Annotated in this window: 20 protein-coding genes; 12 read left to right on the plus strand and 8 right to left on the minus strand. The window is 70.7% G+C overall.

Features of this window, described 5'->3' with window-relative positions:
* Positions 1-24: 24 nt before the first annotated feature.
* Together BFF76_RS14920 and miaB are read right to left on the minus strand one after the other, a co-directional pair.
* Positions 25-744, minus strand: coding sequence for a class III extradiol dioxygenase subunit B-like domain-containing protein (locus BFF76_RS14920; protein WP_053929954.1), 720 nt, complete (start codon positions 742-744; stop codon positions 25-27).
* A gap of 14 nt (positions 745-758) precedes the next feature.
* Positions 759-2,279 (minus strand): tRNA (N6-isopentenyl adenosine(37)-C2)-methylthiotransferase MiaB, encoded by a 1,521-nt coding sequence (gene miaB / locus BFF76_RS14925; RefSeq protein WP_065848407.1) that lies wholly within the window; start codon positions 2,277-2,279, stop codon positions 759-761.
* Positions 2,280-2,378: 99 nt separating this feature from the next.
* Between miaB and BFF76_RS14930 the strand changes: the two genes are divergently transcribed.
* The gene (locus tag BFF76_RS14930; RefSeq protein WP_031099382.1) at positions 2,379-3,377 is read left to right on the plus strand and encodes a TAXI family TRAP transporter solute-binding subunit; all 999 of its coding nucleotides are present in this window, start codon (positions 2,379-2,381) and stop codon (positions 3,375-3,377) included.
* 16 nt (positions 3,378-3,393) lie between these two features.
* On the opposite strand, the gene BFF76_RS14935 is transcribed toward BFF76_RS14930, so the two are convergent.
* Positions 3,394-4,788, minus strand: coding sequence for a sensor histidine kinase (locus tag BFF76_RS14935; RefSeq protein ID WP_053929955.1), 1,395 nt, complete (start codon positions 4,786-4,788; stop codon positions 3,394-3,396).
* A 15-nt stretch (positions 4,789-4,803) separates the two neighbouring features.
* On the minus strand, positions 4,804-5,502 hold the full coding sequence (locus tag BFF76_RS14940; RefSeq protein ID WP_031099379.1) for a response regulator transcription factor: 699 nt from the start codon (positions 5,500-5,502) through the stop codon (positions 4,804-4,806).
* A gap of 414 nt (positions 5,503-5,916) precedes the next feature.
* Here BFF76_RS14940 and BFF76_RS14945 point away from each other — a divergent pair, with 414 nt between their 5' ends.
* From BFF76_RS14945 to BFF76_RS14980, 9 genes are all read left to right on the plus strand, one after another.
* The gene (locus tag BFF76_RS14945; RefSeq protein WP_031099375.1) at positions 5,917-6,702 is read left to right on the plus strand and encodes an amino acid ABC transporter ATP-binding protein; all 786 of its coding nucleotides are present in this window, start codon (positions 5,917-5,919) and stop codon (positions 6,700-6,702) included.
* Between the two features lie 31 nt (positions 6,703-6,733).
* On the plus strand, positions 6,734-7,657 hold the full coding sequence (locus tag BFF76_RS14950; RefSeq protein WP_031099373.1) for a glutamate ABC transporter substrate-binding protein: 924 nt from the start codon (positions 6,734-6,736) through the stop codon (positions 7,655-7,657).
* A gap of 165 nt (positions 7,658-7,822) precedes the next feature.
* A complete protein-coding gene (locus BFF76_RS14955; RefSeq protein ID WP_031099372.1) occupies positions 7,823-8,470 on the plus strand; it encodes an amino acid ABC transporter permease in 648 nt (215 codons plus the stop codon).
* Positions 8,467-9,387, plus strand: coding sequence for an amino acid ABC transporter permease (locus BFF76_RS14960; RefSeq protein ID WP_053929956.1), 921 nt, complete (start codon positions 8,467-8,469; stop codon positions 9,385-9,387). Before BFF76_RS14955 ends, BFF76_RS14960 begins: the two co-directional genes overlap by 4 nt.
* A gap of 347 nt (positions 9,388-9,734) precedes the next feature.
* Entirely contained in the window at positions 9,735-11,369 is a 1,635-nt protein-coding gene (locus tag BFF76_RS14965; protein WP_053929957.1) for an FAD-dependent monooxygenase, read from the plus strand.
* 32 nt (positions 11,370-11,401) lie between these two features.
* Positions 11,402-11,488 (plus strand): putative leader peptide, encoded by an 87-nt coding sequence (locus BFF76_RS34560; RefSeq protein ID WP_311605579.1) that lies wholly within the window; start codon positions 11,402-11,404, stop codon positions 11,486-11,488.
* A 73-nt stretch (positions 11,489-11,561) separates the two neighbouring features.
* Entirely contained in the window at positions 11,562-12,152 is a 591-nt protein-coding gene (locus BFF76_RS14970; RefSeq protein ID WP_199831543.1) for a cupin domain-containing protein, read from the plus strand.
* On the plus strand, positions 12,143-12,556 hold the full coding sequence (locus BFF76_RS14975; RefSeq protein ID WP_381822613.1) for a rhodanese-like domain-containing protein: 414 nt from the start codon (positions 12,143-12,145) through the stop codon (positions 12,554-12,556). The genes BFF76_RS14970 and BFF76_RS14975 overlap by 10 nt, the downstream gene beginning before the upstream one ends.
* A gap of 150 nt (positions 12,557-12,706) precedes the next feature.
* Positions 12,707-13,342 carry a DUF6197 family protein gene (locus BFF76_RS14980; protein WP_065848408.1) on the plus strand — a complete coding sequence of 212 codons (636 nt, stop codon included), beginning with the start codon at positions 12,707-12,709 and terminating at the stop codon, positions 13,340-13,342.
* A gap of 326 nt (positions 13,343-13,668) precedes the next feature.
* Here the strand turns inward: BFF76_RS14980 and recX are convergent, their stop codons facing one another.
* The 4 genes from recX to BFF76_RS15000 all read right to left on the minus strand — a co-directional run bounded on the left by recX (position 13,669) and on the right by BFF76_RS15000 (position 17,390).
* On the minus strand, positions 13,669-14,361 hold the full coding sequence (recX, locus tag BFF76_RS14985; protein WP_031099359.1) for a recombination regulator RecX: 693 nt from the start codon (positions 14,359-14,361) through the stop codon (positions 13,669-13,671).
* Between the two features lie 3 nt (positions 14,362-14,364).
* Positions 14,365-15,492 (minus strand): recombinase RecA, encoded by a 1,128-nt coding sequence (gene recA / locus BFF76_RS14990; protein ID WP_031099356.1) that lies wholly within the window; start codon positions 15,490-15,492, stop codon positions 14,365-14,367.
* A gap of 326 nt (positions 15,493-15,818) precedes the next feature.
* Positions 15,819-16,961 carry an AI-2E family transporter gene (locus BFF76_RS14995; protein WP_031099354.1) on the minus strand — a complete coding sequence of 381 codons (1,143 nt, stop codon included), beginning with the start codon at positions 16,959-16,961 and terminating at the stop codon, positions 15,819-15,821.
* A 234-nt stretch (positions 16,962-17,195) separates the two neighbouring features.
* Positions 17,196-17,390 (minus strand): DUF3046 domain-containing protein, encoded by a 195-nt coding sequence (locus tag BFF76_RS15000; RefSeq protein ID WP_031099352.1) that lies wholly within the window; start codon positions 17,388-17,390, stop codon positions 17,196-17,198.
* Between the two features lie 80 nt (positions 17,391-17,470).
* Between BFF76_RS15000 and BFF76_RS15005 the strand changes: the two genes are divergently transcribed.
* Positions 17,471-18,385: a hypothetical protein gene (locus BFF76_RS15005; protein ID WP_065848409.1), complete on the plus strand. Its 915-nt coding sequence runs from the start codon at positions 17,471-17,473 to the stop codon at positions 18,383-18,385.
* Positions 18,386-18,596: 211 nt separating this feature from the next.
* Positions 18,597-23,312, plus strand: coding sequence for an Lhr family helicase (locus BFF76_RS15010; RefSeq protein WP_065848410.1), 4,716 nt, complete (start codon positions 18,597-18,599; stop codon positions 23,310-23,312).
* The last annotated feature ends 42 nt before the right edge of the window (positions 23,313-23,354 follow it).

Consider the following 23,354-nt stretch of genomic DNA (forward strand, 5'->3'; position numbering starts at 1 on the left):
GTCCGGTGAGTGGCCCGGGGCGTATCACGACCAGGCGGCGACGGCGTAGCCCACGCCGTACGGGGCGCCCTCGTACAGCAGCTGCCCGCCGAGACCGGCGCCCCGGGCCGCGCCCGCGAGTACCTGCCAGGGCGCCCGGCCCGCCGCCTTCAGCTCGTACGCCAGCGAGGCGTCCAGGGCACTCAGCGCCGCCAGGTCCGCGCTGCCCAGCGCCCGGACGGCAGCAGCGTCGAAGTCCGCCGCCCGCTCGTCCAGATAGCCGGGCGCCTTGACCGTACGACAGGCACTGCCGTCGCCCATGACCAGCAGCGCCACCCGCTCCGCCCTGACCGCGAGGCCCGCTCCGGACCGCAGGCAGCTGTCCGCGGCGAGCTGCTCCTCCACGCCGAGCCCTTCGACCGGGGCTCCGCTCCACCGGGCCAGCTCGAGGAGCCAGGCGCCGACGGCGAGGGACGCCGGGAGCGGGCGTTCCGGTGCGGGGGACCCGGTGGACGCCTCACCCAGCCGCACGGTCAGCCCGACGCCGAACCCTTCGAACGAACCGTCCGAGCCGGCGGGAAACGGCCCGCGTTCGTCCGGTCCCGCGGGCCCGGCCACGATCAGCAGATCCGGTTTCGCGGCGGCGAGCACGCCCAGTGCGTCGAGGCACGCGTTCCTGGCGGCATCGAGCTCGGGCCCGGCCCCCGCGGCCACCTCGGGGACCAGCAGCGGCGGGCAGGGGCAGACTGCGGCGGCGACAAGCATGCCGGTCAGCGTACTCAGTCGAGTCCGCACCCCGGTGCCGCGGCGGCGGGCAGCGGCGCGGGGGCGCCGATGCCGGGCAGGCCCAGCATCACTCCGGCGGGCTGCGCTGCCGGAGCCGCGGTGCGCTTCTCCCAGGCGTCCCCCGACCGGGTGCGCCGGACGCCCAGGGGCGCGCCCTCGGCGAGCAGGTGGTGCGGGGCGGCGTAGGTGATCCGGACCGTCACCACGTCCCCGGGACGGACGTCCTGGGACGGCTTGGTGAAGTGGACCAGGCGGTTGTCGGGAGCGCGGCCGGAGAGCCTGTGCGTGGCACCGTCCTTGCGGCCCTCGCCCTCCGCGACCATGACCTCCAGGGTGCGGCCGACCTGCTTCTTGTTCTCCCCCCAGGAGATCGCCTCCTGGAGGGCGGACAGTCGCATGTAGCGCTCCTGGACGACCTCCTTGGGGATCTGTCCCTCCATCTCGGCAGCGGGGGTCCCGGGGCGCTTGGAGTACTGGAAGGTGAAGGCGTTCGCGAAGCGGGCCTCGCGCACGGCGTGCATGGTCTGCTCGAAGTCCTCCTCGGTCTCCCCCGGGAAGCCGACGATGATGTCGGTGGAGATGGCGGCGTCCGGCATGGCGGCACGCACCTTCTCGATGATCCCGAGGAAACGCTCCTGCCGGTACGAGCGGCGCATGGCCTTGAGGATCGTGTCCGAGCCGGACTGCATCGGCATGTGCAGCTGGGGCATCACGTTCGGTGTCTCGGCCATCGCCGCGATCACGTCGTCGGTGAAGTCGCGCGGGTGGGGCGAGGTGAAGCGGACGCGCTCCAGGCCCTCGATCGCGCCGCACGCCCGCAGCAGCTTGGAGAAGGCCTCACGGTCGCCGATGTCGGAACCGTAGGCGTTGACGTTCTGGCCGAGCAGGGTGATCTCGCTGACGCCCTCGGCGACGAGGGCCTCGATCTCGGCCAGGATGTCGCCGGTGCGGCGGTCCTTCTCCTTGCCGCGCAGAGCCGGGACGATGCAGAAGGTGCAGGTGTTGTTGCAGCCGACGGAGATCGACACCCACGCGGCGTACGCGGACTCGCGGCGGGTGGGCAGCGTCGAGGGGAACGCCTCGAGGGACTCGGCGATCTCGACCTGCGCCTCCTCCTGGACCCGGGCACGCTCCAGGAGAACCGGCAGCTTGCCGATGTTGTGCGTACCGAAGACGACGTCCACCCAGGGGGCCCGGCGCACGATGGTGTCGCGGTCCTTCTGGGCCAGACATCCGCCGACGGCGATCTGCATCCCGGGGCGCTTCGTCTTCATGGGGGCGAGACGGCCGAGGTTGCCGTAGAGCTTGTTGTCGGCGTTCTCGCGCACCGCGCAGGTGTTGAAGACCACGACGTCCGCGTCACCGTCGGAGCCGTCCGGGGCGCGCACGTATCCGGCGTCCTCCAGCAGACCCGACAAGCGTTCGGAGTCGTGGACGTTCATCTGGCACCCGTAAGTGCGTACCTCGTAGCTCTTCTGGACGTCCACTGCTTCGCTCCGGTTGCCGCTGGTCATGGGACAAGGGTAGGCGGTGACGGCTCCTCCTCCGCCGCCGGAGCCCGTGCCCCGGATCCGGCCTGGCCAGGACGGGGCACGGCCTGGCAGGATCGCGCCATGCTGCACGCACTGTCCCGGTTCGGCCGGCGACGCACCCTTCAGGGGTGCGCCGCCTTCGTGGTCGTGCTCGGACTGCTGCTGTGGTGGGTGCTCCCCATCGGGGAGGAGGAGCCGAGCGGTTCGCTCACGTTCTCCACCGGCGTGCGGAGCGGGGTCTACCAGCGCTACGGGCAGCGGCTCGAGGGCGCACTGGCCAAGGACATGCCCAAGGTGTCGATAAGGCTGCGGACCAGCGAGGGCTCCCAGCAGAACATCGAACGGGTGGCGAAGGGGACGGCCGACTTCACCGTCGCCACCGCCGACGCCGTCGCCACCTACCTGCAGAGCGGGAAACCGGGGGCCGGGCGACTGCGCGGCTGCGTACGGCTGTACGACGACTACGTCCAGCTGATCGTGCCCCGCGGCTCAGACATCCGTAAGGTCTCCGATCTGCGGGGCAAGCGGGTCGGCGTGGGCCAGAAGGGGTCGGGGGTACTTCTCGTGGCGGACCGGCTGATGAGGGCGGCGGGCCTCGATCCGGCTGCGGACATCACGCCCGTCCAGGCCGGGATCGACACGATGCCGGAGAGGCTGACGGACGGCCGGCTGGACGCCTTCTTCTGGTCCGGCGGGCTGCCGACCGGGGCGGTGCAGGACCTCTCGGAGAAGTTCGCGATCCGGCTGGTCCCCCTGGAGGAGGCGCTGGTCACCGAGCTCCAGGCGGCCGGCGGATCCACGCGCTACTACCGCTCGGCCGTGATGCCGGCCGACGCCTATCCGCGCGCACAGCAGGGTGAGGCCGTTCCGACGGTCGCGGTCTCCAATCTGCTGATCACCACGGACCGTACGGATCCGCTGATGACCGAGGCGTTCACGCGGACCGTGATCGACAGCCGGGACCGGATCGGCCGCGAGGTGCACTCCGCCCAGCTGGTGGATCTGCGGACGGCGATCTACACCGATCCGCTGCCGCTGCACGAGGGCGCCAGTCGCTACTACCGCTCGGCCAAGCCCTGACGCCTCGGCGCGGGGCTCACGCGTGCGGAGGGTTCCGGGGCACGGTGACCGTCACCCGCAGTCCGTGCGGCTCGTGCGGGTCGTAGCGGATCGATCCGCCGCCGGCTGCGAGCAGGGCACGCGAGATGGAGAGTCCGAGACCGGATCCCTTGATGTTCTGATGCCGGCCGCTGCGCCAGAAGCGGTCGCCGACGCGCTCCAGTTCCTGCTCGGTGAGGCCGGGCCCCCGGTCCGCGACGACGACCGTGGCCCCGTCACCGTCGGATCCCGCCGTGACCCGGACCTCCTGGCCCTCCGGGGTGAACTTCAGCGCGTTGTCGATGACCGCGTCCAGCGCGCTGGACAGAGCGATCGGATCCGCCCAGCCGGTCACCGCCGGCGCCCCGTCCAGCGTCAGGCGTACGCCCTTCTCCCGGGCCAGCGGACGCCATGCGGCGACCCGTTCGCCGGTGAGCGCGGCGATGTCCGTGAGCTGGAGATCCGCTTCCGTGTGCTCGGCCAGCGCCAGGTCCAGCAGGTCGTCGAGGACCTGGGCGAGGCGCTTGCCCTCGGTGCGGACCGAGGCGATCTCCTCGTTGCCCTCGGGGAGTTCGAGTGCGAGGAGCTCGATCCTGAGCAGCAGCGCGGCCAGCGGGTTGCGCAACTGGTGCGAGGCGTCGGCGACGAAGGCGCGCTGCTGCTCCAGCACGTCCTCGACGTTGTCGGCCATCTCGTTGAACGACCGGGCCAGGCGCTGGAGCTCCGGGGGCCCGCCGGACGCGGCGACCCGTGACCTCATCCTGCCGCTCGCGATGTCGTGGGTGGCCGCGTCCAGGACCCGTACGGGCAGCAGTACCCATCCGGTGAGGCGGAACGCGGCGCCGAGCGCCACCAGCATGGCCACGGCCTCGCCGAGGGCGATGAGAAGCCAGCCCCGCAGTGTCCGGGACCGCATGTCGCCGGTGGGCGAGTCGGTCACGACGACGGCGACCACGTCGCCGTCGCGTACGACCGGGGAGGCCACGGCGATCCGGTTGCTCTGCCAGGGCCAGACCTGGGGCGGGTCGTGGGAGCGCCGGCCCAGGAGAGCTTCGGCGAAGGCCTCCCGGCCCTCCCCCTCGGCGGGCAGGGACCAGGATGCCGGGGCTTTGGCGAGCGCCGTGTCGTCCCGGTAGAACACTCCGGCCCGTATTCCGTACACGGAGTCGTACGCCTCGAGCTCGGTCTGCAGGATCCGCTGCCGCTCCTCGGTGCCCCCGAGGGGTTCGTCGACGAACTGGGCCAGCGCGCCGAAGCGTGCGGTGTCGTCGATCCGGTCGATGACGACCCGCTGCTGTTCCGCGGCGGCCACACTGACGGCCAGCGGGAACCCGAGGGCCAGCAGCACGGCGGCCATCAGGACGATGAGCAGGGGGAGCAGGCGGGTGCGCACGGGGAGTGGAGGTCCTCAGGCCGACGGTGGGACGAGCCGGTAGCCGACCCCTCGTACGGTCTCGACCAGTGCGGGCAGCCGCAGCTTGGAGCGCAGCGAAGCGACGTGCACCTCCAGGGTGCGTCCCGTCCCCTCCCAGCTCGTCCGCCAGACCTCGCTGATGATCTGCTCCCGGCGGAAGACCACACCGGGACGCTGGGCGAGCAGCGCGAGCAGGTCGAACTCCTTGCGGGTGAGCTGGACCTCCTGGCCGTCGATGATGACCCGGCGGGTGGGCAGCTCGATGTGGACCGGGCCGAACTGCAGGCCCGCGAGCGGGGTCGCCCCGGTGTCCTCGCCTGCCGTCCTGCGCCGGGCGACGGCGTGGATCCTGGCCAGGAGCTCACCGGTGTCGTACGGCTTCACGACGTAGTCGTCGGCCCCGAGATTGAGGCCGTGGATACGCGAGCGGACGTCGGACCGCGCGGTCACCATGATCACCGGGATCGCCGAGCGTTTGCGGATCTTCCCGCACACCTCGTAACCGTCCTGATCGGGCAGCCCGAGATCGAGCAGTACGACCCCGAAGGGCTCCTTCTCCTTCTCCGCCGGCAGCAGTGCCTGCAGGGCCTCCTCGCCACTGCGGGCGTGCACGACCCGGAAGCCGTGGCGTGAGAGCACGGCGGCCAGAGCAGCCGCGACGTGGTTGTCGTCCTCCACGAGCAGCAGTCTCATGGCCCCCCTCTCCGCCTCATGCGTTCATCCTGTGCCTCGCGATGCGCCTCGCGCTGTTCCTTGCGACGTTGCTCGCGACATGGCTTGCGACGTTCCTTGCGACGACAGGGAACCGTGCGTGACGGTCCACCGGCGTTCCGCTCGGCGAAGCTTCCCGCACAGCGGCGATTCACATCGTCCCCGTACCAGGGCATCCACGCCGATGACCGGTACCCCAGTCAAGTCCCTCCCCGTTGCCACCAGGTTTCCGTTATGCACCCGGTACGCCTCCGAGCAGTCCGTGTCGTCCCGTTCACACGGAGTGTCCTGTTGAGGCCTGATCGTTATGCTCAATTTCCGCTCAGATGTAATGACGCTGGTAGCACTGCGTCACTAGGGTCCTTCCCTAACCGAGGAGGACGGAGCAAAAAGCCGATGAGCGGAGTTTCAGTGACCAAGGCCGCCGAGGATGCCGCACCTGCGGGAGACGACCTTGTCGTACTGAGCAACGTCAACAAGCACTTCGGCGCGCTGCATGTGCTCCAGGACATCGACCTGACCATCGCCAGCGGCGAGGTCGTCGTAGTCATCGGACCCTCCGGGTCCGGGAAGTCCACGCTGTGCCGCACGATCAACCGCTTGGAGACGATCGACTCGGGCGCGATCTCGATCGACGGCAAGCCACTGCCCCAGGAGGGCAAGGAGCTCGCAAGGCTGCGTGCCGATGTCGGCATGGTCTTCCAGTCGTTCAATCTCTTCGCGCACAAGACGGTGCTCGAGAACGTGATGCTGGGCCAGGTCAAGGTCCGCGGAACGGACAAGAAGGTCGCCGAGGAGAAGGCCCGGAACCTGCTCGACCGCGTGGGGGTCGGCGTGCAGGCGGACAAGTATCCGGCGCAGCTCTCCGGCGGCCAGCAGCAGCGCGTCGCGATCGCCCGCGCGCTGGCGATGGACCCCAAGGTCATGCTCTTCGACGAGCCCACTTCGGCGCTCGACCCGGAGATGATCAACGAAGTGCTCGAGGTCATGCAGCAGTTGGCCCGGGAGGGGATGACCATGGTCGTCGTCACCCACGAGATGGGCTTTGCCCGTTCGGCAGCCAACCGTGTGGTCTTCATGGCGGACGGGAAGATCGTCGAAGAGGCGACTCCCGACCAGTTCTTCAGTAATCCGCGCAGCGACCGGGCCAAGGACTTCCTGTCGAAGATCCTTCACCACTGAACCGACGACCTACGACACGAGGATTGTTCACATGAAGCTCCGCAAGTCGGCCGCCGTTGCGGCCATCGCCGTGCTCGCCCTGACCGCGACCGCCTGTGGCGGCAAGGAGGGCTCCGCCGGAGACAAGGCGTCGGGTGTCAAGCCCGGTTCCTCCGAGGCGCCCAAGCTCCCGACGTACACCGTCGCGACCGGTGTCGACCTGGACTCGACGGCCTTCAAGGACGCGAAGAAGCGCGGCAAGCTGGTCATCGGCGCCAAGGCCGACCAGCCCTACCTCGGCTTCGAGGACCAGTCGACCAAGGAGCGCTCCGGCTTCGACATCGAGATCGCCAAGATGATCGCGGCCGATCTCGGCTTCTCCGAGAAGCAGATCGAGTGGAAGACCGTCGACTCCGGCATCCGCGAGACGGCCATCGCCAAGGGTCAGGTGGACTACTTGGTCGGTACGTACACGATCAACGACGAGCGCAAGAAGCAGGTCGGCTTCGCGGGGCCGTACTACAAGGCCGGTGCGGACCTGCTGGTGCGCAAGGACGAGACGTCCATCACCGGCAAGGACGCGGTGAAGGACAAGAAGGTCTGCTCGATCGTGGGTTCCACCCCGCTCCAGGAGATCAAGAAGCCCGAGTACGGCGCGCAGGTCGTCGAACTGGCCAAGTACTCGGACTGCGTGCAGCAGCTCCTCACCAAGCAGGTCGACGCCGTCACCACCGACGACTCGATCCTCAAGGGTTACGCCGCCGCCAACTCCGGCAAGCTCAAGGTCGTCGGCAAGCCGTTCACCGAAGAGCCCTACGGCATCGGTCTGAACAAGGACGACAAGGCACTCCGCGAGGCGATCAACAAGTCGCTGGAGACCCACGTCCAGGACGGCACGTACAAGAAGATCTACGAGGCCACCCTGGGTCTGTCGGGTTCGGACTACGTCGAGCCGCCGGCCATCGAGAGGTACTGACGCGGCTCCGTCGCTGACGTCTCGTCACCGACTCCCCGCCAGCTCCTTTCACTGACGCCAATCGCGTGAGCGAGGCGTCCCGCAGGCCGCTGTCACTGTGCACAGCGGCCTACGGGGCGCCCCTTCCCCTGCCCTGCTGCCGCTGACCGCCGACGCGGAGACCCCATGAACGTATTGCTCGATAATTTCCCGGAATTCCGCGACGGCTTCATAGGCACCTTGTCGATCACCGCCATCAGCTCGGTAATCGCTCTGGTGCTGGGCGTCGCAATAGCCGGCTGCCGGGTGTCACCCGTGCCGCCGCTGCGCTACTTCGGCACCGCCTGGGTGACCCTGTTGCGCAACACCCCGCTGACGCTTCTCTTCCTGATCTTCTTCTTCGTGGTGCCGGAGATCCTCTTCCCGGGCATGAGTTCGTTCCTGCTCGGCTCGCTGGCACTCGGCTTCTACACCTCCTCCTTCGTGTGCGAGGCGGTCAGGTCGGGCATCAACACCGTTCCCCTGGGGCAGGCCGAGGCCGCGCGCTCCATCGGAATGACGTTCGCCCAGACCCTGCGGATCGTGGTTCTGCCCCAGGCGACCAGGTCCGTCATCCCACCGCTGAGCAGCATCTTCATCGCACTCACGAAGAACTCGGCGATCGCCGGTGCCTTCAGCGTCACCGAGCTCTTCGGGTGGCAGAAGCTCATGAGTGACCGGGGCTACGAGATCACGCCCGTCTTCATCTGGGTGGCCCTCGGCTACCTGGTCGTCACGTTTGCCATCAGCGGTCTCTTCCGGCTGCTCGAGCGCCGTATGGAGGTCGCCCGATGAGTGCCAGCGTTCTCTACGACGCCCCGGGTCCCAAGGCCGCTGTCCGCAACCGGATCTACGCCGTGGCCGGCAGCCTCGCCATCCTGGCCCTGATCGCCGTCAGCGTGATGCGGCTGTCCGACAAGGGGCATCTCGCCCCCGAGATGTGGGACATCTTCAACTACGCGGGCATCCGGCAGAACATTGCCGACGCCGTGCTCGCCACGCTCAAGGCCTTCGGTCTGGCGGCGGTCGGCTCACTGATCCTCGGGGTCCTGCTCGCCGTCGGGCGGCTCTCCGACCACAAGCCGGTCCGCTGGCTGGCCACCACCTTCATCGAGCTCTTCCGCTCGATCCCTCTGCTGATCACCATCTACGCCATCTGGGTCGGCTTCCTCACCGACTACTCGATGTGGGCCCTGGCACTCGGACTGTCGGTCTACAACGGCTGCGTCCAGGCCGAGGTGCTGCGCGCGGGCATCAACTCCGTACCCAAGGGGCAGAGCGAAGCGGCATACGCCCTGGGGATGAGCAAGACCCAGGTCATGCTCAGCGTGCTGATGCCGCAGGCGGTCCGCGCGATGCTGCCGACGATCATCAGTCAGCTGGTGGTGACCCTCAAGGACACCTCGCTCGGCTTCATCATCCTGTACCCGGAGCTGCTCCAGACCGCGCGTCTGATCGCCTCCAACACACAGGTCAACTCCCAGTACCCGTACGTCTCGACCATCGCGGTCATCGGCACGATCTATGTGGCGATGTGTCTGCTCCTGTCTGCGCTCGCCACCTGGATCGAGAAGCGTGGGCGACGCGCCAAGACCGGCATCACGATGGCGGCGGCCGCCGAGACACCGGAGGTCCTTCCGGCCGGGAGCCTCGCCGGGCCCCACGCCGAGGGCGACCCCGACACGAACAAGGGCATCAGCAAGACAGACTGACGGACCGAACGCCCGTATCTGCCACAACGGGTGACGCGTGGTTCGCCCTCCCGTTCACGGCAGCCCGCCGGTATCCCCGGCGGGCTGTTCGCGTTCTTGGGCCGTACTTCCGGTGCGGCGGCACTCCGGGCGCGGCGCTCTGACCGCTGGGGCGGCCACACGGGCGCGGGAGCTGCATGGGTTGCGTGGGGCGGCAACGCGACGGCCCCGCCCCGCTGTCGCTTGACGCAAGCTCCGGCAGTGGGTTGCATTCGTTCTGTGATCGCGCCCCGAACCACCGCCTCCGCACCCCCTTACTACCCCACGGCCTCTGCGACCTCGACGATCAGCACCGGAGGGATCACACCGTGGACCCGGTGATCGTCGTCGGCGCCGGGCCGGTAGGTCTGGCGCTGTCGCTCGCACTCGCGGCCCAGGGCGTCCCCTCCGTCCTGCTCGACGAGGGACCGGGCAGCGACGAACCACGCCCCGCTCGCACCGTCGTGCTGCGCGAGGACACGGCGGACCTGGTGGCACGGCTCGGCTGTTCGGCGCTCCACGACGAGGGGCTGCGGTGGACCGGCTGGCGGTCGGTGCGGCGTAAGCAACTGGTGCGGGCCGTGCCGCTGGGCGAGGAGGAGGGCACCGTTCCGCTGCCCTCGCCCGTGCATCTGCCCCAGCACGCGCTCGCCGGAGGGCTGCGGGCAGCGGTCGCCGCGCAGGACCTGGTCACCATGGTGCCGTTCAGCAGGATCGACACCCTGGAGCAGGACCAGCACGGTGTCACGGTGCACACCCGGGGGCCCGGTTCGACCTGGTGGCGCGGGAGTTACCTGGTGGGCTGCGACGGTGCGCGATCCACCGTGCGCAAGCTGCTGGACATCAGGTTCCCAGGCCGTACGGCGGTCGAACGGCATGCGGTCGCCGCGCTCCGCGCCGAGCTGCCCTGGCCGGGCGAGGCCGTGCTGCACCGGTCGCCGCCCTGGCGTTCGGGTGGTTCGGAGGTCACCGCCCGGCCGCTGCCCGACGGCGTCTGGCGACTGGACTGGCTCCTTCCGCCACGCGGCGAACTCGTCACCCCGGACGCCCTGATCACCCGTATCCGCGACACCCTCGCGGGATGGTGCGGTGAGACACCGCCCTACGAACTGCTGGACACCGGTGTGTACACCCTGCACCACCGGCTGGCCAGGCGCTGGCGGTCCGGGCGCGCGTTCCTCGCCGGGGACGCCGCACACCTGCTGGGCGCCCTCGGCACCCAGGGCCTCGACGAGGGGCTGCGGGACGCCGAGAACCTCGCCTGGAAGCTGGCGCAGGCCTGGCACCAGAGCGCCTCCGAGCTCCTGCTCGACAGCTACCAGGCCGAGCGCAGGGCCGCCGTCGCCTCCCGGCTGCGCGCCGCCGATCAGTCGCTGCCGATACTGCGTGGCGGCGCGGGACTCCGGACGCTCGTGTCCGGCGCCGCCCGCGGGCACGACACCCTGCTGGCCGACGGCCATCTGGGATGCGGTCCCCTGGGCGCACCCCCTTCGTACACGCACTCCCCCCTTTCGCCTCAACGCGCCGAGGCCCACGCCACGGTGGGGACCGCACCCGGCACCCCGGTCACCGATGTGCGGGTGACCGCGCCCGACGGGAAGACGGTGCGGCTGCGGGACCGGCTGGGCCTGGGACACCTGCTGGTGATCCTGGTCGCACCCGGCACCGGGGTGTGGGACAGGCGGCACTGGCTGACCGCCGGTGTCATGCCACGGCTCGTGGACGCGGTGGACGCCCTCCCCGCGAAGGCCGAGCTGCTGGTGACCGAGAGCTACCCGGGGGCGACGGCCCATACGGTGTTGCTGGTCAGGCCCGACGGGCATCTCGTGGCGGCCTTCAGCGGGGTGCGGCCCGCCGAGCTCTTCGCAGCGGCCGACACGGCGCGCGGGGGCGGCGCGGACGGCGCACGGGGGGACGAGGCGCGTCCCACTGCGGACTCCGACCGGACCGCGGACGTCAATTGACCGCCACAGGCGCACATGGTGTACTCCAGCTCATGACCGACACCGATGTGCGCCTGTGGCGGAGGGTCCATATGGACCTCGTCCGCTACGCGGGCTGCGTGTGTCGCCCGTCCTGCTGAATCGCCTCTCCCCGCACGGCTTGCTGCATCCCCCGCGGCTGTGCTCCCACGCGAACTTCCCAGGACGGTCCCTGTGTCTGCATCCCTCCCTTCCCTGCCCACGCCCGCGTCCGCCGTCGACACGGACCTGCCGGCCCCGGCCGCCGTCAGCCCGGCCGCCGTCAGCTCGGACGCCCCGACCGCTGCGGAGCTGCTCGACTTCGTCCGCCGTACCGCGCAGGACACCGCCCTCGTCGCCTCGCTCCCGCTCGATCCAGAGGGGCGCACCTGGCTCCGCCTCGAGGGCCCCGGTGGCAGCGAGGCGTGGCTGATCAGCTGGCCGCCCGGGACGGGCACCGGCTGGCACGACCACGCAGAGTCGACGGGCGCGTTCACCGTCGCCGCGGGTGCCCTCAAGGAGTACTCGCTGGCCGCGCGGCTGCCCACCGACGGCTGGAAGACACTCGAACTGAGCGAGGGCGTCGACCGGGCCCGCCTCCTGGCGACCGGCCAGGGCAGGGCTTTCGGCCGGCACCACGTCCACGAGGTGCTCAACGAGTCCGGCCAGGAGCACGCCGTGTCGGTGCACGCCTACTACCCGCCGCTGCCGCAGATCCGCCGCTACAGCCGCACGGGAGCGGTGCTGCGTCTGGAGCAGACCGAACGCCCGGAGGACTGGCAGTGAGCGGCGGGGACCAGGGCTGCCGGCCCCCTGTCGGCATCGACGTACTCCTCGACCGGGTGCGGGCCCGCTACGAGCGGGTCGGCCCCGAGGAGGCCGCAGCCGCCGCCGCGGAAGGGGCGCTGCTGGTCGACATCCGCTACGCGGCACTGCGCGAGAAGGACGGCCTGATCCCCGGGGCTCTGGTCGTGGAGCGCAACGAGCTGGAGTGGCGGCTCGATCCGCAGGGCAGCCACCGCGCCGCGCAGGCGGTGAGCCACGATCTGCGGGTCGTGGTGATCTGCAACGAGGGCTACGCCTCGAGCCTGGCGGTCGCTTCCCTGCGTCAGCTGGGACTGCACCGGGCCACGGACCTGACCGGCGGCTTCCAGGCGTGGCGCGCGGCCGGGCTTCCTGTCACTCCCTGACGGGAACGGTCCTGGGCCCCGATGGCGGCCGCGCCCAGGGCCGAATGACTCTCCGGCCCACCCGAACGCTGCTCTCCGGTGGAGCAATCGGCACGAGCGACGGACATTCGCCTCATCACTGAGGACGGAATGTACGGAGTTGTCGTGCCGATGGACACCGCTCAGGTCACCCCTGACCAGCTCGACGCACAGGCCTCCCTGCTCCACGACACGGACGCGTGGCAGCGCATCGTCACAGGCTGGGAACGCACCGCCCGGGAACCCGCTCCCGCCGCTCTCCTGCCGGGCGGTGAGGCACAGCCGGGGCACCCTGCCGACTGGCGGGAACTGCTGTCCGTGCCCGTCGACCGGCTCGTCGAGGACTCCTTGCGGGCCTTGCCCGCACGCCCGCCCCGCGAGCGGCCGCTCCCCGGACGCCTCGGCGCTGTGCTGCCCGAGCGTCTCCACGCGTGGAGACGCATCGGTCAGCCCGATGTCCGTCCGTCCACCCATCTGGGCCACGCGCGGCGGGTACTGACCGAGTGGGGCTGGCAGAACGCCCCCTACCGTCTGCGCAACGCCCGCGGTGCGCGCTGCCTCTGCGGCGCCATGCTGACCGCCCACCGGCTCGGCTACGGGTCGCTCGACACCGTCGACCGCGCCGGTGCCTGGCTCGTCACCGAGCTTCGATCGCAGGGCTGGACCGACCTGATCGGCCCCTGGAACCGCCATCCCGGCCGCACCGCCGCAGACGCACTCGCCTTGATCGACAGCACGATCCGCCGGGCGTCGCTGGCTGGACACTGAGCCCGGCAGCGCCCGGCCGCCGAACGCGCCCACCGCCGACGCCCTCGCCGTCCGATGCCCCCATCGCCGAGTGCCCCGACTGAGCACTCCCCGAGCACTCCCCCGGCAGACGGGGACTGCCCCCTGCGCGGCATCAGCGCGGCCGCCCGCCGCCCTGGCCAGGCACCAGGCGAGGGTGCGGCCTGTCGGCGATAGCCCCCTCCGCCACCGCCACAGCCCTCTTCACGCGGCCTGTGCGCCCGATCCTCGATCCCCGGTCACTCCTGGCACAGCGATCCCCCGCGCCCGCCAGCCGGCTCGCCCCCCGTCTCTCCCCCGTTTCCCCGTCAGAAGGGCTCGTCCAGCCCTTCCGTGTCCTCTCCCTCAGCCTCGATCGCCTGACGCACCACTCGCAGGGCCATCCCCTCGCCGTACCCCTTGCGGGCGAGCATGCCGGCCAGCCGGCGCAGCCGCTTGTCGCGGTCCAACCCCTGTGTGGAGCGGAGCTTCCGCGCGACGAGCTCCCTGGCGGTCTCCTCCTCCTGTTCGGGGTCGAGCTGTCCGACCGCCTCGTCGATCACCACCGGGTCCACACCCTTGGTGCGCAGCTCCCGCACGAGGGCACGGCGGGCCAGTCCTCTGCCGTGGTGCCGGGACTCGACCCAGGCGTCCGCGAACGCCGCGTCGTCGATCAGCCCCACGTCCTCGAACCGCGAGAGCACTTCCTCGGCCGCCTCGTCGGGGATCTCCCGCTTACGGAGCGCGTCTGCCAGCTGCTTGCGGGTGCGCGGGGTCCCGGTCAGCAACCTGAGACAGATGTTGCGCGCCTGCTCGACCGGGTCTCGCGGTTCCCCCTTCTCGGCCCTCGACGAGGAAGGGGAACCGCTGCTTCTGGAACGGGAGCGGGAACGACGGCCCACTCCCTCGCCGAACCCGGCCCCCCGGCCGGGCTCCGGGGAATCCCCGGACGGTTCCGCGGCGTACTCGGGGCCGGGACCCGCACCGGCATCGGCACCCGGCCACTCCGTGCGACGCGTCATGACCTAGCTCTTGGCGGCTGCGGCCTTGGCAGGCTTGGCCTTGGTAGCAGGAGCCGGTACCGACTTGGCCGCCCCGTCGGCCGGAGCACCCGCGGCGGCCGCGGCATCGGCCGTGCTCTCCGCCCCATCGTCCGCACGGACACCGATACCGAGCTTGTCGAGGATCTTCTTCTCGATCTCGTTGGCGAGGTCGGGATTGTCCTTGAGGAAGTTGCGCGAGTTCTCCTTGCCCTGGCCGAGCTGGTCACCCTCGTAGGTGTACCAGGCACCGGCCTTGCGGACGAAGCCGTGCTCCACTCCCATGTCGATCAGACCGCCCTCACGGCTGATGCCCTGGCCGTAGAGGATGTCGAATTCCGCCTGCTTGAACGGCGGCGCCACCTTGTTCTTGACGACCTTGACGCGGGTGCGGTTGCCCACGGCGTCGGTGCCGTCCTTCAGCGTCTCGATCCGACGGATGTCCAGACGCACCGAGGCGTAGAACTTCAGCGCCCGGCCACCGGTCGTGGTCTCCGGGGAGCCGAACATCACTCCGATCTTCTCGCGGAGCTGGTTGATGAAGATGGCGGTGGTCTTGGACTGGTTGAGCGCGCTGGTGATCTTACGGAGCGCCTGGCTCATCAGACGGGCCTGCAGACCCACGTGCGAGTCGCCCATCTCGCCCTCGATCTCCGCACGGGGCACCAGGGCCGCGACGGAGTCGATGACGATCAGGTCCAGCGCACCGGAGCGGACCAGCATGTCCACGATCTCCAGCGCCTGCTCACCGTTGTCCGGCTGCGAGAGGATGAGGTTGTCGATGTCGACGCCGAGCTTCTTCGCGTACTCCGGGTCCAGAGCGTGCTCCGCGTCGATGAACGCCACCGAGCCGCCGAGCTTCTGCGCGTTCGCCACGGCATGCAGCGTCAGCGTCGTCTTGCCGGAGGACTCCGGGCCGTACACCTCCACCACGCGACCGCGCGGCAGCCCGCCGACGCCGAGCGCGACGTCGAGCGCGGTGGACCCGGTGGGGATCACCTCGATCGGCTCGTTCGGCCGCTCACCGAGGCGCATCACCGCACCCTTGCCGAATTGCCGTTCAATCTGTGCGAGTGCGGCGTCCAGCGCCTTCTCGCGGTCGGTTCCTGCCATGGGTTCCACCCGATTTGCTTGAGTCGATCGCTTCACGTGACAGACGCTAACCCCTGCCACTGACAATGGGCCTCGACGTCCTCCCGGCCTGTGGACAACTCCACGGTCGGGCCCGGCAAAACCCGGCCCGGATCCCATGAGAATGGATGTTCGATTTCAGTGTCAAGCGCACCACTCCGGGCCCACACAGCCGAGGGTAGCGGCTCGTAACGGGCGATATCGGGCAAGCCGAAGAACTGTGACGGACCCCGGTGCCGGATCCGGGCGACATGGGGCCAGGGTTCGGGTGAGCTTCAGGACCCCGGCCCCGCCGCCGACGCCACCGGCTACCGCCTGCGGGGCCCAGCCCCGCCCTCCGCCCCGCCCCGCAATGCTCGGCGGATCCGGGACAGCGACGGGTCGCCACGGCGCCAGCGATGGCTGCCGTGCACCCTGGGGTCGTCGGTCACGTCGTAGCGCTTCACGTACGCGCCCAGGAAGGCCTGCAGCGTGGCGATGGCCGGAATGGCGATCAGCGCCCCGACGGCGCCCATCAGCGCGGTGCCCGCGACGACCGACCCGAAGGCGACCGCTGGGTGGATGTCGACCGTCTTGGACGTGAGCTTAGGCTGCAGCACATAGTTCTCGAACTGCTGGTAGACCACGACGAAACCGAGAACGTACAACGCGTACCAGGGGTCGACGGTGAAGGCGATCAGCATGGGCAGCGCGCCCGCCAGATACGTGCCGATCGTGGGGATGAACTGCGAGACGAGTCCGACCCACACCGCGAGCGCCGGCGCGTAGGGCACACCGAGGACCACCAGCAGGACGTAGTGCGCCGCGCCGGAGATCAGCGCCATCAGCCCGCGCGAATAGATGTAGCCACCGGTCTTGTCGACCGCGATCTCCCAGGCGCGCAGCACCTCGGTCTGCCGGGAGGGCGGCAGTACGGAGCACAGCGCGCGCCTCAGCCGGGGGCCGTCGGCAGCGAAGTAGAACGAGAACAGGAAGATCATCAACAGCCGGAACAGCCCGCCGAGCACGGTGGTGGAGACGTCGAGTACACCGGTCGCGCTGTTCTGGACGTACTTCTGGAGCCAGTCGGAGTGCAGCAGACTGTCCTGAACCTCGACCCGGGAGAGCTCCGTGCGGAACGTCTGGTTGACCCAGTTGATCACCGAGTCGAGGTACTTGGGGAACTCCTCGACCATGTCGACGATCTGGCCGGCGAGCATCGAGCCGAGCAGGACGACGAAGCCGACTCCTGCGACCAGCACGGCGAGGAAGACCAGGAAGGTGGCGAGACCCCGGCGCATCCCGTGTCCGGCCATGCGGCTGACGGCCGGCTCGATGGCCAGCGCCAGGAAGAAGGCGATGAGGACATTGGTCAGCAGGCCGATGAGCTGGTGGAAGGCCCAGCTGCCCAGTTGGAAACACCCGTAGAGCGTGAGTGCCATGACCATCGCACGCGGCAGCCAGACGGGCATGCGGACGGGGCCGGTTCCGGGCGGCGGACCGGGCGGTGCGGCCGGAGGGACGGGCGGAGGTGCGGGCGGCTGGGTCTGGTCGGTCTCGTCTGTCGGGGCCACCGGACAAGTCTCGCTCACCGCGGTGACACCGGGCCGCCCGGCCCCTCGCCGACGGGCGCGGTGGCCGCAGTGGCCGCGGGTGTCACATCGACGCGGCCGACCCGGTCGTGCCGGCGGGCGGGACCGCGCCGGTCAGCGCCGGTCCGGAGGGACGCCGACCGCCGAGCAGACCCCGCGCCACACGTCCTTGGCCTCCCAGCCGGCGGCCAGGGCCTCGTGCACCGTACGCCCGCCGAGCTCCGCCATGACGTGATCACGTGCGAACGAGTCGGCGTACGTCTCGCCGAAGTGGTCCGCCATCCGTTCCCAGAAAATCGTCAACCGCATGCCTTCATTATCCCGCTCCTGAGAGTGCAGCCCGGCCGCGAGGGCCATGCCGCCGTCCCTTTCCCCTCTACGGTCGGTTCATGGCTGGAAACGGAGCAACCCCTCTCGCCCGCGCCGAGCAGTTCATCTGGCTCACCGCACGCGTTCTCGAACAGCGGCGGTTCGCCCATCTCTTCCTCGGAGGAAGCGCGGACATCGTCGAAACCGCGCTCGCCGCCTACCGGAACGAGGACGGCGGCTACGGCCACGCGCTCGAACCCGATCTCCGCGGACCTGTGAGTCAGCCCCTGCACACCGCGCACGCGCTGAGCGTCCTCGACTCGATCGGTGGCTGCGGCGGTCTGCGCGTGGAGCGGATCTGCCGCTACCTGACGGACGTGTCGACCAAGGAAGGCGCCCTGCCCGCGCTGCATCCCTCCCAGCGCGGCTATCCCGCGGCACCCTTCATCACCGCGGTCGACGACCCGCCCGCCGAACTGCTGGCGACGGGCCCGGTGGTCGGCCTGCTGCACCGCAATCAGGTCTGGCACGCCTGGCTCTTCCGGGCCACCGACTTCTGCTGGGCCGCCGTCGACTCTCTGGAACAGTCGCATCCGTACGAGATCGAGGCGGCCATCGCCTTCCTGGACGGCGTCCCCGACCGTGCACGCGCCGAATCGGCCGCCGACCGGCTGGGACAACTCGTGCGTGAGCGACGGCTGGTGGTGCTCGATCCGGGGCGCCGGGCGGAATACCCGGTAGCCGCCGGCTACGCCCCGGGGGAACACCACTTCCCTTACGACTACGCCCGCACACCCGGATCGCTCGCCCGTCGCTGGTTCAGCGACGGCGAAGTGGAAAGTGCGCTGGACCATCTGGCGGCCGAACAGAAGGAGGACGGAGGCTGGCCGGTCAACTGGCGGGAATGGGCGCCCGGAACCGCCCTGGAAGGCCGTCCGATCGTGACGATCAGGGCTCTGCAGACCCTCCGGGCATACGGGCGGCGGCTGGGCTGACCCGTTCTGCTGCGGACAGTGCGCCGGCAGACGATCGGCGCGCACGGTGGCTACGGTCGGCGCGCGGTGGCTACGGGGAGGCCGACGTCCTCGACACCGCTGGTGTCCGTGCCGGAGACCTGGCCCTCGCGGCCGCGTCGCGGAAAGGCGCGGCGGAGGTACCGGGCACGCCCACCGGCCGTTGTCAGTGGCGGGGTGCACGATGGGGTGCATGGCCGGTTCCGCACTCGATTCGTTCACGCCCGCGACCCGCAGCTGGTTCGCGGCGGCCTTCGACGCGCCCACCGCGGCGCAGGAGGGAGCCTGGCGGGCGATCGGCGAGGGGTCGGACGTACTGGTCGTCGCGCCGACGGGATCGGGCAAGACGCTCGCCGCCTTCCTCGCTTCCCTGGACCGGCTAGCGGCCGTCCCGCCGCCCGCCGAGGCGAAGAAGCGCTGCCGCGTGCTGTACGTGTCGCCGATGAAGGCGCTCGCCGTAGACGTGGAGCGGAACCTGCGGTCCCCGCTGACCGGGATCCGTCAGGAGTCGGTTCGCCTGGGCCTGCCCGAGCCTGAGGTGCGGGTGGGTATCCGTTCCGGCGACACGCCTCCGGCCGAGCGCCGTTCGATGGCGACGAAACCCCCGGACATCCTGATCACCACTCCCGAATCCCTGTTCCTGATGCTCACCTCCTCGGCCCGGGACGCGCTCGCCGGGGTCGAGACGGTGATCGTCGACGAGGTGCACGCCGTCGCGGGCACCAAGCGCGGTGCCCATCTCGCCGTGTCCCTGGAGCGTCTGGACGAGCTGTTGCCGCGGCCCGCACGGCGTATCGGACTGTCGGCGACGGTCCGCCCGGTGGACGAGGTCGCGCGCTTCCTGTCGCCGCAGCGGAGGGTGGAGATCGTCCAGCCGCCGTCCACCAAGGAGTTCGACCTCTCCGTCGTGGTTCCGGTGGAGGACCTCGGAGAGCTGAGCGGTTCCCCGGCCACGGGCGACGAGGGCGGCCAGGCGGAGAAGCCGTCCATCTGGCCTCACGTCGAGGAGCGGATCGCCGATCTCGTACAGGCGCACCGTTCCACGATCGTCTTCGCCAATTCGCGGCGGCTGGCGGAGCGCCTGTGCAACCGGCTGAACGAGATCGCCTACGAGCGGGCGGCCGGAGCCGCGTCCGGGGAGGAACCGGGGGGCGGCGGGCCCCTGTCCGAGGCCCACTCCCCCGCCGAGATCATGGCCCAGTCCGGGGCCGCGAAAGGGGCGCCGCCGGTTCTCGCCCGTGCGCACCACGGCTCGGTGTCCAAGGAGCAGCGCTCCCAGGTCGAGGAGGATCTCAAGGCGGGCCGGCTGCCCGCCGTGGTCGCCACCTCCAGCCTGGAGCTGGGGATCGACATGGGCGCGGTCGACCTGGTGATCCAGGTCGAGTCGCCGCCGTCCGTGGCCTCGGGGCTGCAGCGGGTGGGACGCGCCGGGCACCAGGTCGGCGCCGTGTCCACCGGCGTGGTCTTCCCGAAGTACCGCGGCGACCTGGTGCAGGCGGCCGTCGTCACCGAGCGGATGCGTGCAGGCGCCATCGAGGCCCTTCGGATCCCGTCCAACCCTCTGGACGTGCTCGCCCAGCAGATCGTCGCCACGGTCGCACTCGACAGCTGGCAGGCCGACGACCTCCTGGCCCTCGCCCGCCGGGCAGCACCGTTCGCCTCGCTTCCCGAATCGGCGTTCACCGCCGTGCTGGACATGCTCGCCGGACGGTATCCGTCCGACGCCTTCGCTGAACTGCGGCCCCGTGTGGTCTGGGACCGTGTCACCGGCGCGGTCACGGGCCGCCCCGGTGCCCAGCGACTCGCCGTCACCTCGGGCGGCACCATTCCCGACCGGGGGCTCTTCGGTGTCTTCCTGGCAGGCGCGGACCCGAAGAAGGGCGGCGGACGCGTCGGTGAGCTGGACGAGGAGATGGTCTACGAGTCCCGGGTCGGCGACGTCTTCACGCTGGGCACCACATCCTGGCGGATCGAGGACATCACCAGGGACAGGGTCCTCGTCTCGCCCGCCCCCGGAGTTCCGGGCCGGCTGCCGTTCTGGAAGGGCGACCAACTGGGCCGCCCGCTGGAGCTGGGCCGTGCGCTGGGCGCGTTCCTCCGCGAGCTCGGCGGGCTGTCCGCCGAGGACGCCAGGCTCCGGCTGCTCGCCGCCGGACTCGATGCCTGGGCGGCGGACAACATCCTGTCCTACCTCGACGAGCAGCGCCGGGCCTGCGGCCACGTCCCCGACGACCGGACCGTCCTCGTCGAAAGGTTCCGGGACGAGCTCGGCGACTGGCGGGTCGTGGTGCACTCGCCCTTCGGCGCCCAGGTGCACGCCCCGTGGGCCCTCGCCCTGTCCGCCCGTCTCGGCGAGCGTTACGGCATGGACGCACAGGTCATGCACGCGGACGACGGCATCGTCCTGCGGCTGCCCGACGCCGATCTGATGGGCCTCGACCTCCTCGACTTCGATCCGGTTCAGTCGGATGCGGGCGGTGGGGCCGCCGGCGGTCCGGGACGCGGGGATACCGGACACGGTTTTCCCGCCGCCGGACACGACAGTGAGCAGCCCCCCGTCGGGGCCACCGACATCGTTTTCGACAAGGGGGAGATCAGCCAGGTCGTCACCGAACAGGTCGGGGGATCCGCCCTGTTCGCGTCCAGGTTCCGCGAGTGCGCCGCGCGCGCCCTGCTGTTGCCCAGGCGCAGCCCGGGAAAGCGCACCCCTTTGTGGCAGCAGCGTCAGCGCGCGTCCCAGCTGCTCCAGGTGGCCTCCGAGTTCGGCTCTTTCCCGATCGTTCTCGAAGCCGTCCGCGAATGCCTGCAGGACGTCTTCGACGTTCCCGGCCTCACCGAGCTGATGGGCGACCTGGAGGCGCGCCGCATCCGTCTGGTCGAGGTGACCACACCCGAGCCGTCGCCGTTCGCCCGCTCACTCCTCTTCGGCTACGTCGCGCAGTTCCTGTACGAGGGCGACTCGCCGCTCGCCGAGCGGCGGGCGGCGGCCCTCTCGCTGGACTCCCATCTCCTGGCCGAGCTGCTCGGCCAGGCGGAGCTGCGCGAGCTGCTCGACGCCGACGTCCTGGCCGAACTGGAGCGGGAGCTCCAGTGGCTGACCGACGACCGGAAGATCAAGGACGCCGAAGGGGTCGCCGATCTGCTGCGCGTCCTCGGTCCCCTCACCGAAGCCGAACTGACGGAGCGAGGCGCGGAGTCCGCGTGGGCACCGGAGCTCGAGACGTCCCGGCGCGCCATCCGGGTCCGCATCGGCGGAGCGGCCCACTGGGCGGCAGTCGAGGACGCCGGCAGGCTGCGGGACGCGCTCGGCACCGCCCTTCCGGTAGGCGTTCCCGAGGCTTTCACCGAGCCTGTCAAGGACCCGCTCGGTGACCTCCTCGCCCGGTACGCCCGTACACACGGGCCGTTCACCTCCACGCAGGCCGCGAGTCGTTTCGGTCTCGGGACCGCCGTCACGGACGGGGCGCTGCAACGGCTCGCCGCGTCGGGCCGTGTCGTCCAGGGCGAATTCCATCCCGCGGGTATCGGCCAGGAGTGGTGCGACGCCACGGTCCTGCGGAGGCTGCGCCGCCGTTCGCTCGCCGCGCTCCGCCACGAGCTGGAGCCGGTTCCGCCGGCCGCGCTGGCAGGTTTCCTCCCCCAGTGGCAGCACGTCGGCGACAGCAGCCTGCGCGGGCTCGACGGGCTGGCCCGCTCCATCGAGCAGTTGCAGGGCGCCCCGGTCCCCGCGTCCGCCCTGGAGAAGCTGATCCTGCCGAGCCGCGTCGCCGGATACACCCCCGCCATGCTCGACGAACTCACGACCACCGGTGAGGTCGTCTGGGCCGGTGCGGGCGCCCTCCCGGGAAAGGACGGCTGGCTCTCCGTCTATCTCGCCGACAGCGCACCCCTGCTCCTCCCCGCGCCCCACCCGCTGGAGCAGACCGCGCTGCACGAGTCGCTCCTCACCGTCCTCTCGGGCGGATACGGTCTCTTCTTCCGGCAGATCGCCGACCAGGTCCGGGCCACCACCCACCCGGACTGCACCGACCCCCAGCTGGCCGAGGCTCTCTGGGACCTGGTCTGGTCCGGCCGTCTCACCAACGACACCCTCGCTCCGCTGCGTTCACTCCTCGGCTCCGGGCGCACCGCCGGCTCCACCGCGCACCGCGCGAGGCGCAATGTGCCGCGCGGCCGGTACGGGTCGCTGACCGCAGCCGCACGCCCCGCGTCCCGTACCGGTCCACCGACCGTGTCGGGCCGCTGGTCGCTGCTGCCCCCCGCCGAGCCCGAACCGACCCATCGCGCGCACGCCCTGGCCCGGACGCTCCTGGACCGCCACGGCGTGGTGACCCGGGGTGCGGTGCAGGCCGAGGGTGTCGAGGGCGGGTTCTCGGCGGTCTACCGCATCCTTGCCGCGTTCGAGGACAGCGGACAGGCCCGCCGCGGCTACGTCGTCGAGGGACTGGGGGCAGCCCAGTTCGCCATGGACGGTGCGGTGGACCGGCTCAGGTCGGCCTCCACCGCACGCGACCGCGCGGACCCCGGCTCGGCTCCCCGCGCACTGGTCCTCGCGGCGGCTGATCCTGCCAACGCGTACGGCGCCGCACTGCCCTGGCCCGAGTCGCCGGACGGCGCGGGACACAAACCGGGGCGCAAGGCGGGTGCGCTGGTGGTCCTCGTGGACGGCGAGCTGACGCTCTACATGGAACGCGGCGGCAAGTCCCTCCTCGCCTGGCCCACCGACCCCGCCGATCCGGCGCTGCGCGCCGCAGCCGATGCGCTCGCGTCGGCGGCACGCGCGGGGGCACTCGGGACGGTCACGGTGGAGCGCACCAACGGGGCCTCCTCCCTCACGTCCCCCCTGGGCCGGACCCTGGAGGCCGCCGGCTTCCTCGCCACCCCGCGAGGTCTGCGGCTCCGCGCCTGAGGGAGTACGGGGCGCGCGGGCGGACACCCGCGCGCACCCCTG

This window comes from Streptomyces mutomycini (genome assembly GCF_001700505.1).
Lineage (GTDB): Bacteria > Actinomycetota > Actinomycetes > Streptomycetales > Streptomycetaceae > Streptomyces > Streptomyces mutomycini.

Excerpts from the sequence above, each read along its gene's own strand:
- BFF76_RS14945 (WP_031099375.1), top strand. The coding sequence starts at position 5,917 with ATGAGCGGAGTTTCAGTGACCAAGGCCGCCGAGGATGCCGCACCTGCG.
- miaB (WP_065848407.1), bottom strand. The coding sequence starts at position 2,279 with ATGACCAGCGGCAACCGGAGCGAAGCAGTGGACGTCCAGAAGAGCTAC.
- BFF76_RS15005 (WP_065848409.1), top strand. The coding sequence starts at position 17,471 with ATGGCTGGAAACGGAGCAACCCCTCTCGCCCGCGCCGAGCAGTTCATC.
- BFF76_RS15000 (WP_031099352.1), bottom strand. The coding sequence starts at position 17,390 with ATGCGGTTGACGATTTTCTGGGAACGGATGGCGGACCACTTCGGCGAG.
- BFF76_RS14950 (WP_031099373.1), top strand. The coding sequence starts at position 6,734 with ATGAAGCTCCGCAAGTCGGCCGCCGTTGCGGCCATCGCCGTGCTCGCC.
- recA (WP_031099356.1), bottom strand. The coding sequence starts at position 15,492 with ATGGCAGGAACCGACCGCGAGAAGGCGCTGGACGCCGCACTCGCACAG.
- BFF76_RS14940 (WP_031099379.1), bottom strand. The coding sequence starts at position 5,502 with ATGAGACTGCTGCTCGTGGAGGACGACAACCACGTCGCGGCTGCTCTG.
- BFF76_RS14955 (WP_031099372.1), top strand. The coding sequence starts at position 7,823 with ATGAACGTATTGCTCGATAATTTCCCGGAATTCCGCGACGGCTTCATA.
- recX (WP_031099359.1), bottom strand. The coding sequence starts at position 14,361 with ATGACGCGTCGCACGGAGTGGCCGGGTGCCGATGCCGGTGCGGGTCCC.
- BFF76_RS14995 (WP_031099354.1), bottom strand. The coding sequence starts at position 16,961 with ATGCCCGTCTGGCTGCCGCGTGCGATGGTCATGGCACTCACGCTCTAC.
- BFF76_RS14980 (WP_065848408.1), top strand. The coding sequence starts at position 12,707 with ATGGACACCGCTCAGGTCACCCCTGACCAGCTCGACGCACAGGCCTCC.
- BFF76_RS14920 (WP_053929954.1), bottom strand. The coding sequence starts at position 744 with ATGCTTGTCGCCGCCGCAGTCTGCCCCTGCCCGCCGCTGCTGGTCCCC.
- BFF76_RS14930 (WP_031099382.1), top strand. The coding sequence starts at position 2,379 with ATGCTGCACGCACTGTCCCGGTTCGGCCGGCGACGCACCCTTCAGGGG.
- BFF76_RS14960 (WP_053929956.1), top strand. The coding sequence starts at position 8,467 with ATGAGTGCCAGCGTTCTCTACGACGCCCCGGGTCCCAAGGCCGCTGTC.
- BFF76_RS34560 (WP_311605579.1), top strand. The coding sequence starts at position 11,402 with ATGACCGACACCGATGTGCGCCTGTGGCGGAGGGTCCATATGGACCTC.
- BFF76_RS15010 (WP_065848410.1), top strand. The coding sequence starts at position 18,597 with ATGGCCGGTTCCGCACTCGATTCGTTCACGCCCGCGACCCGCAGCTGG.